Annotated in this window: 13 protein-coding genes; 2 read left to right on the top strand and 11 right to left on the bottom strand. The window is 76.0% G+C overall.

Going from position 1 to position 16,155, the window contains the following annotated elements; genetic code table 11:
• The first annotated feature begins 98 nt into the window (after positions 1–98).
• Positions 99–1,469 carry a S53 family peptidase gene (locus ACFV0O_RS17350; protein ID WP_360250054.1) on the top strand — a complete coding sequence of 457 codons (1,371 nt, stop codon included), beginning with the start codon at positions 99–101 and terminating at the stop codon, positions 1,467–1,469.
• A gap of 215 nt (positions 1,470–1,684) precedes the next feature.
• On the opposite strand, the gene ACFV0O_RS17345 is transcribed toward ACFV0O_RS17350, so the two are convergent.
• Positions 1,685–3,844: a hypothetical protein gene (locus ACFV0O_RS17345; RefSeq protein WP_380342205.1), complete on the bottom strand. Its 2,160-nt coding sequence runs from the start codon at positions 3,842–3,844 to the stop codon at positions 1,685–1,687.
• Between the two features lie 392 nt (positions 3,845–4,236).
• On the opposite strand from ACFV0O_RS17345, the gene ACFV0O_RS17340 reads away from it, so the two are divergent.
• On the top strand, positions 4,237–4,743 hold the full coding sequence (locus tag ACFV0O_RS17340) for a hypothetical protein (RefSeq protein WP_380342202.1): 507 nt from the start codon (positions 4,237–4,239) through the stop codon (positions 4,741–4,743).
• Between the two features lie 72 nt (positions 4,744–4,815).
• Here the strand turns inward: ACFV0O_RS17340 and ACFV0O_RS17335 are convergent, their stop codons facing one another.
• The 10 genes from ACFV0O_RS17335 to ACFV0O_RS17290 all read right to left on the bottom strand — a co-directional run.
• Positions 4,816–5,280: a hypothetical protein gene (locus tag ACFV0O_RS17335; protein WP_380342199.1), complete on the bottom strand. Its 465-nt coding sequence runs from the start codon at positions 5,278–5,280 to the stop codon at positions 4,816–4,818.
• Positions 5,281–5,448: 168 nt separating this feature from the next.
• Positions 5,449–9,417 carry a LysM peptidoglycan-binding domain-containing protein gene (locus tag ACFV0O_RS17330; protein ID WP_380342196.1) on the bottom strand — a complete coding sequence of 1,323 codons (3,969 nt, stop codon included), beginning with the start codon at positions 9,415–9,417 and terminating at the stop codon, positions 5,449–5,451.
• Positions 9,417–9,863 carry a hypothetical protein gene (locus ACFV0O_RS17325; protein WP_380342193.1) on the bottom strand — a complete coding sequence of 149 codons (447 nt, stop codon included), beginning with the start codon at positions 9,861–9,863 and terminating at the stop codon, positions 9,417–9,419. The genes ACFV0O_RS17330 and ACFV0O_RS17325 overlap by 1 nt, the downstream gene beginning before the upstream one ends.
• A gap of 163 nt (positions 9,864–10,026) precedes the next feature.
• On the bottom strand, positions 10,027–10,509 hold the full coding sequence (locus ACFV0O_RS17320; RefSeq protein WP_360250069.1) for a TadE/TadG family type IV pilus assembly protein: 483 nt from the start codon (positions 10,507–10,509) through the stop codon (positions 10,027–10,029).
• Positions 10,506–10,880: a TadE/TadG family type IV pilus assembly protein gene (locus ACFV0O_RS17315; protein WP_360250072.1), complete on the bottom strand. Its 375-nt coding sequence runs from the start codon at positions 10,878–10,880 to the stop codon at positions 10,506–10,508. The genes ACFV0O_RS17320 and ACFV0O_RS17315 overlap by 4 nt, the downstream gene beginning before the upstream one ends.
• Before the next feature lie 38 nt (positions 10,881–10,918).
• Positions 10,919–11,203, bottom strand: a complete 285-nt coding sequence (locus ACFV0O_RS17310; RefSeq protein ID WP_380342190.1) for a hypothetical protein — start codon at positions 11,201–11,203, stop codon at positions 10,919–10,921.
• Positions 11,204–11,333: 130 nt separating this feature from the next.
• Positions 11,334–12,212, bottom strand: a complete 879-nt coding sequence (locus ACFV0O_RS17305) for a hypothetical protein (protein ID WP_380342187.1) — start codon at positions 12,210–12,212, stop codon at positions 11,334–11,336.
• Positions 12,209–13,171 carry a type II secretion system F family protein gene (locus ACFV0O_RS17300; RefSeq protein ID WP_360250080.1) on the bottom strand — a complete coding sequence of 321 codons (963 nt, stop codon included), beginning with the start codon at positions 13,169–13,171 and terminating at the stop codon, positions 12,209–12,211. The genes ACFV0O_RS17305 and ACFV0O_RS17300 overlap by 4 nt, the downstream gene beginning before the upstream one ends.
• Complete coding sequence (locus ACFV0O_RS17295) at positions 13,171–14,760, bottom strand: CpaF family protein (RefSeq protein ID WP_380342184.1); 1,590 nt, start codon at positions 14,758–14,760, stop codon at positions 13,171–13,173. The genes ACFV0O_RS17300 and ACFV0O_RS17295 overlap by 1 nt, the downstream gene beginning before the upstream one ends.
• Positions 14,750–16,155: hypothetical protein (locus ACFV0O_RS17290; RefSeq protein ID WP_380342181.1), on the bottom strand; the 1,406-nt coding region annotated here is incomplete at its 5' end. The genes ACFV0O_RS17295 and ACFV0O_RS17290, both read right to left, overlap by 11 nt.

Below are 16,155 nucleotides of genomic sequence, written 5' to 3'. Positions count from 1 at the left end.
ACCCCACCAAATGACTATGGCATGATCATGCGGCGCTCGATGGGATGGCCCAATCGACCTGACCGGACCCGGTCGGGCCCTGCGTCCCAAGGAGATCCATGGGCAGCCCCGCTTCCCTCCGCCGCGCCCTGGCCCTGCTCGCCGTCGGGGCCACCGCCCTCACGGCCGGCACCGTCGCCGTACCGGCCGCCGGCACGGCGATCGCCGCCCCCTCGCACGACCTCGCGGGCGTCCACGTCCGCCCCGCCTCCTTCGGGCACCACAACGTCCAGGCCCGCCCGGCCCCGCTGACCACCACCCAGTGCGTCAGCCAGATCGGCATCCACTGCTACTCGCCGCTCCAGTACCGCGAGGCCTACAACCTCAAGCCGCTGTACGACCAGGGCGTCACCGGCAAGGGCCGCACGATCGTCATCGTCGACTCCTTCGGCTCGCCGACCATCCAGCACGACCTGGAGGTCTTCGACAAGCAGTGGGGCATCCCGGACACCAACGTCGAGGTGGTCAAGTGGGGCAACGTCCCCGTCTTCGACCCGAAGAACCCCGACCACACCGGCTGGGCCGGCGAGACCACCCTGGACGTCGAGTACGCCCACGCGGTCGCCCCCGACGCGCACATCATCCTGGTCGAGACCGGTGTCGCCGAGACCGAGGGCACCACCGGCCTGCCCGAGATGATGGACGCCGAGAAGAGCCTCATCAAGCAGGGCCGCGGCGACGTCATCTCCCAGAGCTTCGGCGCCACCGAGAACACCTTCCCGGGCTTCGACAAGGGCGACTTCAAGTCGATCAAGGACCTGCGCTACGCCTTCCAGGCCGCCGCCGACCGCAACGTCACCGTGCTCGCCGCCTCCGGCGACAACGGCGCGACCGACGCCAAGGAGAACGGCACCGACCTGTACCCGTACAAGGTCAACTCCTGGCCGTCCTCGGACCCGCTGGTCACCTCCATCGGCGGCACCCAGCTCACCCTGGACGACTCCGGCAAGCGCACCGCGGACGACAAGGTGTGGCACGACCAGTCCGGCGCCGGCGGCGGTGGCGTCTCCGGCGTCTTCGAGCGCCCGTGGTACCAGGCCGGCGTCGCCAACGTCACCGGCAACCACCGCGGCACGCCCGACATCAGCATGAGCGCGGCCGTCGACGGCGGGGCCTGGACCTACGAGTCCTACGACCCGACCGCGGTCGGCTGGCACCTCACCGGCGGCACCAGCGAGGCCACCCCGATCTTCTCGGGTGTCGTCGCGCTCGCCGACCAGCTCGCCGGCTACCGCCTCGGCCAGATCAACTGGCGCCTCTACGGCCTCAGCCTGCTCCCGAGCGAGTGGAGCGGCATCAAGGACGTCAAGCAGGGCGACAACGGCTGGAACGGCGTCACCGGCTACAACGCCGCCCCGGGCTACGACCTCGCCAGCGGCCTCGGCACCGTCGACGCCGCCAAGTTCGTCCACGCGATCGCCGGTCGGTGACCACTCGGCGGTCCGGCCGACCCTGATCGCGGCTGACCGCTGACGAACGACAGCGGGCGGATGACAGATTTCGGAATCTGTCATCCGCCCGCTGTTTGCTGTTCGCCGTCCGCTGTTCGCCGTCCGCGGTGCGATGCGGACTGCGGGCCACGAGCCGCAGCTTGCTCACTTGCTTGCTTGCTTGCTGCGGCCCGTTCCCGTCTCCTGCCGACCGGTCAGGCGGTGGCGGCCAGCTGGGCGAGGTAGCGCTCGGCGGCACGCAGCTTGCGGCCCTCCGGGCCCGGAAGGTAGGCGCGCAGCTCGATGATCTCCGGGGCGATGCGGATCGCCTCCGCCCGGTCGGTGATCGAACGCCAGCAGGCCTCGGCGTTGGTGGCCGCCTGCTGGGTCTCCGGGTGGTCCGGGCCCTGCGAGCGGAGCAGCGTCAGCGCCACCTCGCGGTAGATGTCCGCGGCCTCCGCCGGGCGGCCCGCGAGCCGGCACACGTGCGCCCGCACCTGGCGCACCTGGAGCACCGGCTCGGAGACGGCCCCGTGCTCGGCGATCGCCTCCAGTTCGAGCGCGAAGGCCAGGTCGGTCGCGGCGGCGTGGTCCCCGGCATCGGCGCTGCGGACGATCCGTCCGATGACCTCGCGGTAGTCCGCACGCGGCCGGGCGTCCACCGGAGTTTCGGTGTGATCCTCGGCGGGGGCTTCAGCGGGCGCATCGCCGGTCGGCACCGCGTCCTGCGGCGCGGCGTCGGCAGGCACGGCGTCGACGGGCACCGCGTCGGCAGGCACGGCGTCGGCAGGCACGGCGTCGACGGGTGCCTCGTCGGCTGCGTCGCCGGGGACCTCACCGGCGGGCGCCTCCTCGGCGGCCGGTGCGGTGGCCCGGGGCTCCTCTGCGACGTCGGCTACATCCACGCTCTCAGCGGGCTCAACGGGGTCAACAGACTCAGCAGGGTCGACGGGCTCAGCGGGCTCAGCGGGGTCGACGGGCTCAGCGGGCTCAGCGGGGTCGACGGGCTCAGCGGGCTCAGCGGGGTCGACGGCCTCGGCGGGCTCAGCGGGGTCGACGGCCTCGGCGGGCCCGACGGCCGCCTCCGTCTCCTCCGCCGTCACCGTGTCCTCCGCCTGCGGGAGTTCGGTCCCGGCGAGGGCAGCCGCGTCCCCGTCCTCCGACCGTCCCTTGAGGAGTGTCACGCCCATCGAGGACGCGGCGTCCTCGGGCACGGCGTCCTCGGGCACGGCGTCGGCCGGGGCGGGCTTGCGCAGGGTCACCCCCGGCGCCGCAGCGGCCTCGGCGGGGAGCTCGACGGACTCCCCCGCCTTCAGCAGGCTGACCGGGCGGGCCGGTCGGGGCGGGGTCGGCGGCACGCCGGGCTTGACCAGGCTCACCCGGCCGCCCGCGGTCACCGGAGTCGTGGGAGCGACCGGCACCGGCCAGGCGGCGACGTCGTCCTGCGGCCGCGCCGGACGCGGCACCAGCGGGGCCTGCGGCGGCGGGAACTCCGCGGGCACCACGTCGGCGACCGGCGCCGTGTCCGCCACCGGCGACAGGTCGGCCACCGGGCCGTCGCCGCGCCGGGCGGTGTTCCGGAAGACCGGACGGTCGGGGGCGTGCGTGGCCAGGATGACCACGTCCGGCCGCAGCACCGAGTACACCTGCTGGCGCAGCTGCTCGGGCGCGAGCACCTCGCCCGCGCCGGGCCGGCCGCCGTGCAGCGCCTCGATCAGGGCGCGGGTGAAGGTGCCGATCTGCTCCGGGTCCGGGCTGACGACAGCCCAGAGCGGGATGCCCTCGCTGAGCGGCGAGACGGTGCCCTGCAGGTACGGCCAGGCGTTCTGGTCGGCGCTCAGGTCGGCGATGACGAGGGTCTGCCACTCGGCCGGACGGTGGCTCAGCTCGGCGGCGACGGCCTGCCAGGACAGGCCGTCCTGCTTGGCGTCGCGCAGGGTCAGCTGGAGCTGGCCGCCCCGCTTGTCGGCGACCACGTGGCCGCCCACGTGGACCAGCAGCGGTCCGGGGTGCCGGGAGGCGGCGCGCAGGTGGGCGAGGACGGTGTGCGGGTCGCTGGCGCCGGGGAGGTGGACGGCGTCCACCGCGTCGGCGGCGAGCAGCACCTGCGGCGAGACGGCGGCGAGCATCGCCGAGAGCACCGGAGCCTGGGCCGGACCGCCCCGGCCCCAGGTGCGGCGGCCGGAGTTGCCGTACCCGCCCTCGATGACCAGGATCCGTCCGCGCGGCGCCGCACCGAGCCCGCCGGGAGCGGCCGCGCCCGGTACACCACCCGGCATCCCGCCCGGGGCGGGGAAGGGCGGCGGTGTGGCCGGGGACGCCGGGCCCGCGGCGGGCAGGCCGGTGAGGGTCCATCCGGTGGGCGGCGCGGGCAACGGCGCGGCCGTCTGCGCGACCGGGGCGGGCGCGGCGGCGGGCGCCGGAGCCGGCACCGGAGCCGGAGCGGCCGGGGGCGTGGGCGGCGGCTCGTAGAGCGCGGCAGGCCCCGGTGGGTGGGCCTCGGCCGGGAGGCGCGGGGCCGGCGGTACCGCGTCCCAGGGGTCCGAGTCAGCTGCCGGGTCGGGACCTCCGGAAACCGCTGTCGTCTCCGCCATCTCCTGGTCACCGCCCCGCCCCGCCGCTCCCGCGGCGTCTGATGCCCTCGCCTGTGCGGTGCCTGCCACCACACTCCCGTGCGCGCCACCCTACGAGATCCCGGCACACCCGATCCAGGCCGGGTCGCCGATCGGCGCGGCAGGCCACCCTCGGTGCCCGCTATCGTGCCGTCATGACCGGTACCGACCGCCCCCTGCTGTTCCTCGACGTGGACGGACCACTGATCCCCTTCGGGGACCCGCCGCCGGGTGGATACCCCACCTACCGCAGCCCGTACGGGTCCGGAACCGTGCCGGGCGGGAACCCCTTGGCGGCACGCGTCGACCCGGCACTGGGGCCACGGCTGCTGGGCCTGCCGTGCGAACCGGTGTGGGCGACGACCTGGCTGGACGACGCCAACGAGTGCCTCGCACCGTGGCTGGGCCTGCCGCAACTGCCCGTCGTGGAATGGCCCCTGGAGGAGGACCAGCCGGGCGGCATCCACTGGAAGACCCGCACCCTGGTCGCCTGGGCCGCCGGCCGGCCGTTCGTCTGGGTGGACGACGAGATCACGGAGGCGGACCGCCGCTGGGTCGCGGCCCACTCCCCGGTCCCCGCGCTCCTCCACCGGGTGGACCCCCAACGCGGCCTCACCGAAGCGGACTTCGGCCTCCTGGAGAGCTGGCTGCGCAGCGCCTGAACGCCGGATCCGGCGACATCGGTCCAGGCCGGCGGTCCGAGCGCGCGATCCGGATGCGAACCGCCCTGCCCCCTACCGCGCCGAGCGGGGCGCGACCGCGAGGCGGTCCGCCGCGGCCGCGATGAACGCCGCGACAGCCGTCTCGAACTCGGCTTCCCGGTCCCGCAGATCGCTCCGGTCGGCCGCCTCGTGCAATGCCCCCACGCAGGCGAACGCGGCGTCCGCGAGCGGCTCCGGCCGGCCGGACACCAGCAGCAGCCGGAACCGCGCTGTCTCGGCCAGGGCGCCCAGCCGGTCGGCCTCGGCGAGCGCCGCGTCGAGGGCGGCCGGGTCCGACCGGCGCAGGCGGACGGTGACGACCGCCCGCTTGAGTTCGGTCACGGCCGCGGCGAACCCGCTGTACGCGGCCAGGCGTTCCTGGCGCAGGAGTCCCTCGCGCGCCCTCGCCTCGGTCCGCTCGGTGGCCCGTTGCTGGAACAGGTGTGTACTGACGGACCCGAGCAGCGTGCCGAGCACCGCGATCAGACTTCCGAGCACCGCACTCATCCTGCTGCGCACCCCGTTCCCCGCCCGACGGCGGCGTCGCCCGGCCACCCGGCCACGGCGTCTCCCGGCCGCGGCGTCTCCCGGCCACGGCGTCTCCCGGCCACGCGGCATCGACGGATGCCGCGCGGCCGCGGACGGTCCCCACCCGCGACGGAGGCCTCAGGAGCCGGCGAGCAGGTCCCGCAGCAGCGCCACGGTGTCGGCGTCGAGGTCACGGCCGGTGCGCCGGCTGAGGGCGTCCAGGCGGTTGACGGCCCGCAGCAGTTGGTCCCGGGCGCCGGCCGAGGCGTAGGCGTAGAACAGGTCCCGGTGCAGGAGTTCGACGTCCGGGGCGACGGCGAGGCCGCGGAAGACGGCTGCCTCGGCGCTGCGGTGGTCTCCGTACTGCAGGCGGCGGGCGGCCAGTTCGTGCGCGGTGTCGACGATCGCCGCGATCATGTCCTGACGCTCGGCCTCGGCCCAGCCGTACGATGCGGGCGGGGCCTCGGCGAACGGGGCGCCGCGGACCAGGGCGAGCGCGTGGGCCAGGGCGGCGTCGGCGGTGGCACTGGTGCTGCGCATGCCGCGCCGGTAGAGGCCGCGGAACTCGTCCCAGTCGCAGGTGACCGCCGGGGTGAAGGAGTAGCCGTCGGTGGTGTCGGTGGGCAGGAAGTCGCGGCCCTCGGGCGAGGTGCCGAACCAGGCCGCCAGGTCGGCGAGTTTGCGCGGCAGCGGGCTCTTGGCGTCGACCGCGGGATGCGGGTCGAGGTGCGCGGCACCGGGGTGCAGGTCCTGGTCGAGGGCGTGGTGGTCGGAGCCGGGGCGCAGTGCGAGGTAGACGGCGAGCTCGGTGAGCCGGGGCAGCGCGCCGGGTTCGGCGGTGCCGAGGACGCCCGCGACGTCCACCGGGCCGAGCAGCCGGATCCGGGGCGCGTTGCGCGGGGCGTGTGCCTCCGGGGAGCGGAGGATGGCCAGGAGGTCGTCGCTGTCGCTGCGCCCGGCGGTGGGCCGGTTGACCGGGGCGACGGCGGCGGGGCCGGGCTCGGCCGCCGGTCCGGCTGCCGGTCCGGGCTGCGGGACCGGCTGTGGGACGGGCCCGGCAGCACCGGCCTCGGCGTCCATGGCCGTGTCGGCGGCATCGTCCTCGGCCTCGGGCTCGGGTGCGGCCTCGGGTGCGGCCGCGGCCCCGGTTGCGGTCCCGACGGCGGGGGACGCGGGAAGGGCTTCGGCGGCCGGCGTCTCCTCGGCGGCCGGTTCCGACGCGCCGGACTCCGGCACGACCGCCGGGGCCGCCGGAACCGGCGCGATCGAGCGGACCGGCCTGACCGGCTGCACGGCGAGCACGGCCGTCGGGGTGTCCACCGCACCGGCGGCTTCGTCGCCCGCCCCGGGGGCGGTCTCGTCCGCCTCCGGCACGCTCGGGCGCCGCAGGTCCCGGGTGGCCTCGTCGCCTGTCGCCTGCCTGCCCTGCCCGTTGACCGCGAAGCGCGCCGGACCGGGCGGGACCGCCGCCGGGCCCGTCGCACCGGCCGAACCGGCCGAACCGGCCGAACCGGTGGGCGCCGGGGCGGGCGTCACCGGGTCCGTGCCCGCGAACGGGCTGGCCCCGGTGCCGATGACCCGGGCCGGCAGCCGCGGACCGGCGGCGGTGTCCGTACCGCTCACCGCCGCACCCCCCGAGGCCCCGACGGCGGCCAGCACCGGGACGGCGACGGGCAGTTCGGTGGTGTCGGTGTCCTCGGGCCCGTCCAGGGTCCAGGCCGGGGCGGGGTGCTGGGTGGTGTCGTCGGCGACCCGGAGCAGTGCGGCGACCTGGTCGTACTGGTGCCCGGTGAGCCGTTGCAGCTCGACGGTGAGGTGCAGGCCCGGGATGGCGGCCTGGCCGCTGGTCGGGAGCGTCCACCGGGCGACCGGTCCGGTCCCGCGTTCGGGGGCGCGGGTGATGACGGCGACGCAGGTGCGCGGGCGGCCGTCGAGCAGCCGGCCGAGTTCGGCGGGGATCTCGCCGCCGGGCTGCTGGGCGCAGAGGACGATCTCGGGGGTCCACGATTCGTCGGCCTGGCCGCGGCTGCGGGCGTCGCGCGGGCTGGCGGCGTCGGCGGCGACCAGGGTGGCGCGGGCCTTGGCGGTGCGCGGGCCGAGGGCGGCGAGCGCGGCTTCCAGGGTGGGGTGGCGGTGGACGCGTTCGGCGGCCGGGCCGCTGATCGGCACCTCCTCGGCGAGGTCGACCAGGTGCAGGTGGAGCCGGTCGGCGAGCGGGCTGTGCGCGAGCTCGATGGCGAGGGTGCGCAGCACGTCGCGGGCGTCGTCCGGGTGGCCGGAGAGGTGGAGCAGCCGGACGGCCTCCAGGTCGGCGAGGACCACCGAGCCGTCGGGCGAGGTGCCGAGGGTGACCAGCGCGGGGTACGGCGCGGCGGTCCTGCGGGCCTGGGCGCCGTTGAGCAGGTCGCCGGAGTCGGCGCTGCACCACCAGACGTTCGCGGCGTGCGCGGCGCGGAACGGCGCGATCGGGGTGGCCGGGCCGGACAGGTGCAGCTCGACGGTGTGGTCGGGGGTGATCCGGGCCGCGACGATGGCGGGCAGGCGCTTGCCGCCGCGCACGGTGTTGCGGGCCAGGGTGCGCAGCGCGCGGTCCAGGAGTTCCAGTCCGGCCTGGTCCTGCCGGGCCAGGAGTTCGTTCTCGAACGCGGCGGCCTCGCCGTCGGGCATGGCGATGCGGTGGCGCGGGCGGCGGGTGCGCTGCTGGGTGCCGCGCTTGTGGGCGACGGTGCCGACCATGATGGCGGCGAGCAGGACGCCGACGGTGGAGGCCGTGAGGGCGATGGAGTAGTCGTCGCTGGGGGCCGGTTCGGCGTGCGCGGCGGGGGCGGGCGCGTGCGTGGGCGCCGGAGCCGACTGCGGCGCGCCCTGCGAGGGTGCGGGAGCCGGGGTCGCCGGGGCCGGGGTCGCCGGGGCGGGCGTCTGCCCCGGCGAAGGCGCCGGAGCCGGAACAGGAGCAGGAGCAGGAGCAGGCGTGGCTGCGGCCCCGGGCAACGTGAGCACCATCCCCGGCACCACCACGTCCGGGTTCGTCAGCTGCTCCCCGTCCGGCGCCTGCACCCCCTTGTTCGCCTCGAACAGCTTGGGCCACTCCTCCCCGTCCCCCAACTCCCGCTGGGCGATGGCCGACAGGCTGTCCCCGGCCTGGACGGTGACGGTCCGCTGCCCGGCCGCGCCCGTACCGGGTTCGGTGCCGGCCTGGGGCGTCGTGTCCTGGGGAGTCCCCTGTGCGGCCCCGCCCGTCGGAGCGGGCGCCGGCGCGGGCGCCGGGGCCGGGCTCTTCGCCCCGTCCGGCTTGGCGTCGGCCGGCATCAGCAGTTCCCAGCCGGGCTGGATCGGCCGGTCGGCGTCGAACCGGGTACCCGAATCGTCCATCGCCCGGCCGTCGTTGAGCTTGGCGATCTCCACCCACCGTTCGCCCGAGCCCAGTTGGCGTTCGGCGATGGACCAGAGACTGTCGGCGGGCCGGCTGTCCCGCACGGTGTAGGTGGGCTGCTGCTCCGCGGCGGGCGTCAGGGCGGGCGCGGACTGCGCGGCGGGCAGCGCCGCCCGCTGCACGCCCGGGGTCAACTGCGCCTGGACGGCCGGGGTGTGGGCCGGTTCGGGGACGGCCGCGAAGGCCGAGCCGGCCACCGGCAGCAGGGCGAGCACCGAGCCGACCAGCCCGGCCGCGAGCCGCTGGCTCCAGCCGAAGGCCGGGATTCGGCGGGCGATCCGACCGCGCAGCTGGGCGGGGATCTCCAGCAGGACGGAGAGCGCGAAGCACGCCCAGCCGAGCCAGCCGATCACCACGAGCGCCCACAGGAACAGCCGTCCGTCGTCCGGACTGGTGAGTGCCTCACCCACGCCGCCCGGCGCGACCTCGCCCATGCCGGCGACCGCGTGGGTGCCGTACAGCAGCAGCGCGGGGACGCCGATCAGCAGGACGAGCAGGGTGACCAGCGCGGCGAGCGCGGTGATCAGGGCCCCACCGCGGCCGCGGCGGCGCGGCGGTCGGGGTGCGGGGGCGGTGGGCCGTCGTGCGCCCCCGCCGCCTCGATGCGCGGCCCCGGCCCGGCCGGTACGGGCCTGGGCGGGTCGGGCCTGGTCCTTGGCACGTGGCGCGGCCATCAGTCGGTCTCCGCTTTCTCGACTCCGTGGACGAGGGTCGCACTGCCCTTGCCCGTTACCTTCCGCTCCCCGAGGGCGCCCAGCAGGACCGGCCGGTAGTCGGCCTGCACGGTGACGGTGACGACCTTGCCGTCACCGGAGAACTCGATGTCACCGGCCCGCAGGCCGTACAGGCCGAGGTAGGCGTCGGCGGCGTCCCGGACGTACTTCTCCTCGACCTTGAAGCCCGCCCCCTGGAGCACGGCGGCCTGGTCGAGCTGCTGTCCGCCGACCCGCGCTGCCTCCTGGGCGTAGGCGTCGGTGCGCTCGGCGACCCGCAGGCGGCCGCCCGCGTCGATCACCAGGGCGATGACGAGCACGACGTAGGCCGCGCAGATCGCGACGAAGAGGGCCACCGCGCCCCGGTCGGACCGGCGCGTCCGCGTCCGCCGCAGCAGACGGCTCACCACCGGCATCCCCTCCCCCCAATCCGCACGCTGTTCTCCCCACCGGCCCCCACCGGGCGCCGCTCGGTACCGTTGTGTCATCCCCCGAGCGCTCTCCGCTTGCGTCTCCCCCGCGCGGGCCGCCTCCAATCCCCCGTTCTCCGGGCGGTGGGGGCGCGCTCCCTCAGGTGCCCCGGTAACGGTCCACCACCGAGGTGAACTCGCCGACGAGGTGCTTCGTCACGGGTACGCCGGACGGTCCGCCGAGCAGGTCGGCCAGTTCGACGTCGCAGACCACCCTGACCTTGACGGTCGTGACCGGGCCGCCCGGCAGCCCGAGTTCCCCCTTGACCACCTGGACGTCGCCGTTCCGGCAGGACACGCCCTGCTGGCGCAGCGACGCGAGGGCGGAGTCCTTGGCCGGCTGGTCCATCCCGTCCACGCTGCGCTGCAGCGAGGCGGTCCGGGCCCCCGCGCGGGCGGCGGCCTCGACGCTGCCCGCCGTGGTCTGCACCCGTCCGGCGGCGATGGCCACCAGGACCAGGCCGACCACGGGCGGCACGACGATCGCCGCCTCGATCGCGACCCCGCCGCGGTCCCGCCGTCGCGGGCGCCACCGGCGCAGGAGCCGACCGGAGGGGCGCGCACCGGGCAGCCCCCGTCTCACGGCTTCACCACCGGCGGGACGAAGCGCTCGCGTGGCGCCTCGGCGAACTGGGTGATGGTGGGCGCCGAGAGCCCGGGTACCAGGAGCGGCGGGGTCAGCTCGACGGTGACCCGGATGGTCCCGGGCGTGCTGCCGTCGGTCCGCACCGTGTAGCCGTGCGCGCCCTGCCGGTCGAGGAAGTCCCGGGCCTGGCGCCGCGCCGCCTCGTTCTTCACCTCGTCCGTCGCGTTCCCCTGCACCCGACCGGCGTCCACGCCCTCCCGGGCGGCACTGAGCGCGACCTGCCGGTCGTACCACCACAGCGAGGCCTGGACGACGAGCAGCAGGAGCAGCAGGACGACCGGGAAGACGATGGCGAGACTCACGCTCATCGACCCCCGGTCGTCACCGCGGCGGAGAGGACGGTGCATCACTTGGTGGCGCCGCCCGCGCCGCCCGGCATGTTCGGGTCCTGCTGCACCTTCTGGACGACCTTGTCCTTCAGCAGGTACAGCGCGGTCGCGACGGCTCCCGCGACGAACACCAGCGCGATGATGGCGAGGGCGAGTTCGATGCTGATCGCGCCGCGGTCGCCGCGTGCACGGGCGGCCCGCAGCCGGCCGAGCCGCAGGGTGAACAACAGCAGGGCGAACTGCACCGGCAGCAGGGCGGGCCGCAGCACCCGGCCTGCCAGCTGGGCGAGTCGTACGGTCATCGGGTTCTCCCGGGGGATGTGGCGGTGTGGTGTGGTCGTGCGGAGTGGTCGTGCGGTGTCGGCTGCTCTGGAGCGGAATCCGGTCGGGCGCGGGTCACCCGCGGGTCGGGCATCGGGCGGGGGCGGGGCGTCAGTTGAGCATCTGGTGGAGCGCGGGAAAGACGATCAGGACGGTCATCAGCAGCGTCAGCGCGGCCCCCGGCGCGACCATCCGCTCGCTGTCGGCGTTGGCGCGGGCGAGGTCCTCGGCGAGCAGCTCGCCGCGCAGACCCTTGGCACGGGCCCGCAGGGTGTCGTACACGGCGGCGCCGTCGGTACCGGAGAGCCGCATGATGTCGGCCACGTCCTGCAGCGGGCTGAGCCCCAACTCCTCGGCCAGCGCGTCGAGTCCGGCCCACGGCGGGAGGCGGTCGGTGGCCGCGCGCTCCAGCGCGTCGCGGATCCGCCGGAACACCGCGCCCTGCCCGACCGAGGCGGCCCGGCGCAGCGCCTCGGCGGGGCCGCAGTCGGCGGCCCGCTCCAGCGCGACGAGTTCCAGGTACGCGGCGATGCCGTGCAGGTACTCGGTGCGCGCCTCCTTGGCCTCGCCGCGCACGATGGCGTCCGGGACGAACCACAGCAGTCCGGCCAGCAGGGGCCCGGCGACCAGCGGCAGCGCGAACGGCAGGCCGATGTCCATCAGCACGGCCATCGCGCCCAGGTAGGCGGGCAGCACCAGGCCGATCGCGGCGAACAGCAGCTTGTGCACCATGAACCGGGCCGGGGTACGGCCGATCAGGGAGAGTTCGCGGCGCGGCACGGAGACGCCGCGCAGGTGGACGGACCGCTCGCCGATCCGGTCGAACCAGCGCGGCCGCTCGTCCGGGTCCTGCGCGCGGTCGGCGGGGACGGCGTGCAGCCGGTCCAGCGCCTGGCGCAGGTCCGGGGGTGCGGGCCGCAGTTCGGCGACCAGCAGGGCGAGGCCGCCGGCCGCGACCGCACCGGCCAGGACGGACCAGGGGGAGATCACCGGACCTCCCCGAGCTGCTCGGCCGGCACCGGTTCGGGTGCCCGGGCGCCCGCCCGCCGCCCGCTCCTGCTGCGCCGGTCCGGCGTGAGCAGCCGGGGCACCGGCGGGTGGGAGGCCAGCGCGCGCATCCAGGCGATGATCGCGACGAACAGCGCGGCGACCACGGCGAGGACCAGCTGGCCGAGGAAGGTCCCGTACGGCCGGGTGTACTCGGTGTTGAAGGAACCGACCGTGACGACCAGCACGATGATGCCGACCAGCCAGCGGATGGTGGTCCGGTGCTTGGCCCGGTCGGCCTCGATGGCACGGCGCTGGCGGACCTCCTCGCGCACCGAGTCGGCCATGTCGGACAGCGTGCGGGCCAGACCGGGGCCGCTGTCGCCGGCCCGCAGCACGAGTGCGGCGAGGACCTTGTCGGCGGTGGCGTCGGCGAGGCTGTCGGCGAACGCGTGCAGCGCCTCCTCGGGCCGCCAGCGGGCCTGCAGCCGGGCGGCCAGCTCGCCGATCTCGTCCTCCAGGGCGGCGGGGGCGGTGCGGCGGCTGGTGATGATGGCCTGGTTGAGGCCGACGCCGAGCAGCAGCACGTCGGCGATCCGCTGGGTCCACTCGGACAGCGCTTCGAGCCGCTCGATCCGGTGGGTGTCCGGGCGGGTGGTGTCGAACAGCCAGGGCAGGCCGAAGACGGCCAGCGGCACCAGCAGCGCGGTCAGCGGGATGCCGGTGAACAGCCAGGCCAGCGGCGCGCCGACGAGCGCGATCGGCAGCTGGACCCGGCGCAGCCGCACCATCCGGGGCGCGGCCGACCCGGGGGCGCCGTACCAGAACACGTGGGCGCGCCCGGCCAGCGGGTTGGTCGCTCCGGCGGCGTCCTCGTCGACGGGCTCGCTGCCGCGGGCCCAGGCCACCAGGGCGACCAGGCCGCCCGTGACCGCCAGCCCGCACAGGGCGAACAGCAGCATCACCGCGCGCCACCGCCGATCCGCAGCTGCAGCGGGGTGGCCCAACTCCCGTACCGGGAGCCGAGTAGACCGGCGTCGAAGCCGGCCCGGCGCAGGTCGTCCAGGCACTGCGGCGGGGTGTGCGGGACGGCCCGCGGCTCACCGAGGTCCGGCCGGGGGCCGAAGACGGTGTTCAGCGCGGGCCTGCCGCTCTCGCCGAGGCCGGTGACCTCCAGGACGTGGGAGACGTAGCGGTGCCGGCGGCCGCCGACGGCGGTCTCGTCGACCATGGTGACGTGCACGATGAGGTCCAGGGCGTTGGCGGTGAGCCGGTAGGCGAGCGAGTCGGTCATGTGCGAGCCGTACTCCAGGCAGAGTTCGGCGATGCGGTCGACCACCATGTGCGGGCCGCGGGCGTGCAGGGTGCACATCGAGCCGCCCTCGCCGTTGGTCATCACCCGCAGCATCGGGACGACCTCGCCGGAGCGGACCTCGCCGACGATGATGCGCGAGAGGGTCATCCGCAGCGCGGCCGGGATGAGGTCGCCGATCGACAACTCCCCGGCCAGACGGCCCTCGACGCGCTCGCCGTTGCCCTCCCGGGCCTCCATCGGGACGACCTGGCGCAGGTGGCCGAGGGTGTGCAGCCAGAGCTCGAACTCCGACTCCAGGGTGCCGATCCGCTCGTCCGGCGGGATCTCGGCGGCCATCGCGCGCAGCAGGCTGGTCTTGCCGACGCCCTGGGTGCCGGTGATCATCACGTTCTTCCTGGCCCGGATCGCGGCGGCCAGGAAGGCGGCCAAGGTGGCGTCCAGGGTGCCGAGTTCGACCATCTCGGGGAGCGTGGCGGAGGCCACCCGGTGGCGCCGGATCGCCACGTACGGGCGGGGCGTCACCTCGGTGAGCGCCTGCAGGCGCATGCCGCCCTCCAGCCGCAGCGCGAGCGTCGGGCTGGCGGTGGACAGGCTGCGCTCGCCGCCGCCGTGCTGGCGGGCCAGGTCCTGCAGCAGCTCGATGAGTTCGGCGTCGTCCTCGGCCACCGGCGGGACCTGGCGCAGGGGCTGGTGCACCTTGGAGACCCAGACGTCGTCGCAGCCGTTGATCAGGATGTTCTCGATCTCCGGGTCGTCCAGGTAGGGCTGGAGCCGGCCGGCCCGGAAGAGCAGGTCGAAGACGGCCTCGGCGAGGGCGCGGTCCTGCTCCCGGGTGGGCGGGATGCCGTGGGTCTGGGCGTAGGCGTCGGACCAGCGGGCGACGGACTCCTCGATCAGGGCCCGGCCGCGCTGGCGGCGGGTGGCACGGTCCGGCTCGGAGCCGGAGGTGGCGGTCAACCGGCTGATCTGCTGATGCAGTTCGGCTGCGACCTGGCGCTTGAGCTCGCGGGCGACCTGCGGGTCGACGGCCGGCCGGGTGGCGGCGCCGCGCAGGTCCAGCGAGGGCAGCTGGGCGGGGACGGCGGTCGGCGCGGCCGCGCCGGGCGGGACGGGACCGGGCGCGACGGGGCCGGGCACGACGGGGCCGGTCGCGGGCGCCGGCGCGGCCGTCGGCACGGTCCAGGGCAGTGCGGCCGGGTCGGCGGCGGGACGCTGGTGCAAGGGGCTACCGCGCACGGAGCACCTCCCCGGGGTTGTGCGGGTACTGCCCGTTCACCTTTACCTGACCATCCGTCACGCTCGGCTGTTGAAGCGGGTACTGGTCGTCCTGATCGGCCTGCTGCGGCGACTGCACGTGCGCCGGGAACGGCGCCGGCGCGGCCGGTTGCGGCGCCAGCCCGGCCAGCGGCGCCACCGGACCGGTGACGATCACCGGCGGGACCGGCTGCGGCGGGGTGTACGACGGCGGCTCGGCCTCCACGGCCTCGTAGGGCGCCTGGCCGTAGGCGGTCCGGCCGTGCCCGGGCCGACCGTGGGCCGACTGCCCGTACGGAGCCGGGCCGTGCGGGGCCTGGCCGTACGGCGGCTGGGCGTACGGCGCCTGCCCGTATGCGGTCGGTGCCGGCGTCGGCGTCGGCCGGGTCGGCACGGGGGGTGACAACGGATTCGGCGCCGCCCCCGTCGGAGCGACGGCCGTCGGAGCACCCACCGTCGGAGCGACCGCCGGCCCGCCTGCGGTCACCGCCGCCGCCGTCACCGCCTCCGGTCCGGCGTTCGGCGCGAGCCGCTGCCGCCGGCGGCGGACCAGCAGCTGCACCTCGTCCGCCGCCGACCGCGCCGTCCGCATCAGTTCGGAGCGGACGAACCGCCGGTCGGTGGTGTCGCCGCCGTCGGAGAGCACCTTCGCCGTCCGGGTGGCGTACGGCAGGACGCCGAGCACCGGCAGCCCGAGTTCCCGCGTCACCTCGGCGCGCGCGTACGGCCCCTCGGCGACCAGCAGCAGTCCGAGCGCGTCCGGCCCGGTGCCGGCGGAGGCCAGGTCCTCGGTGAGGGCGGCCAGCCGGGGCCGGACCGAGCTCAGTCCGCGCAGCGTGGTCCGGACGGTCACCGCCACCACGTCGGCCCGGCGGGCCAGCACCGCACCGGCGCCGGTGGCGCCGGACCGGCCGAGGTCCACGATGACGTCGTAGCCCTGCTGCTCGATGCCGTGCAGCAGTTCGGCGAGCGGCTCCCAGGTGTAGGCGAGGCCGGGGGCCTGGGTGGGGTCGGTCAGTCCGGGCAGCAGCAGGCGTCGGGCGTCGCCCTCGGGTGAGAGGTCGATCAGCTGTTCCCAGATGGCCTGGGCGAGCAGCCCGCGCCGGTCGGCGACGGCCAGGTTGCGCAGCCCGTAGACCGCCTCGACCCGGCCCTCAAGGGCGCCGGCGAGCACGGCGCCGCCGTCCGGGTCGGCCTCGACCAGGACGATCCGCCGACCGGGCTGGAGCGGCCAGGCCAGCAGCAGTGCCAGCGCGGTCGTGGTCGCGCCGGGCGCGCCCGGGCCGCCGACCACCGCGATCACCGCCATCAGGCGCCCCCCGTCGTGCTCGGGGCCCCGGGCGTGCCGGCCCCGGCGGAGGGTGCGCCCGCGGCGGG

This window comes from Kitasatospora sp. NPDC059577 (assembly GCF_042735475.1).
Classification (GTDB): Bacteria; Actinomycetota; Actinomycetes; order Streptomycetales; family Streptomycetaceae; genus Kitasatospora.
Note: the sequence above shows the minus strand (reverse complement) of the source record. Positions and strands in the feature narration are given on the sequence as shown.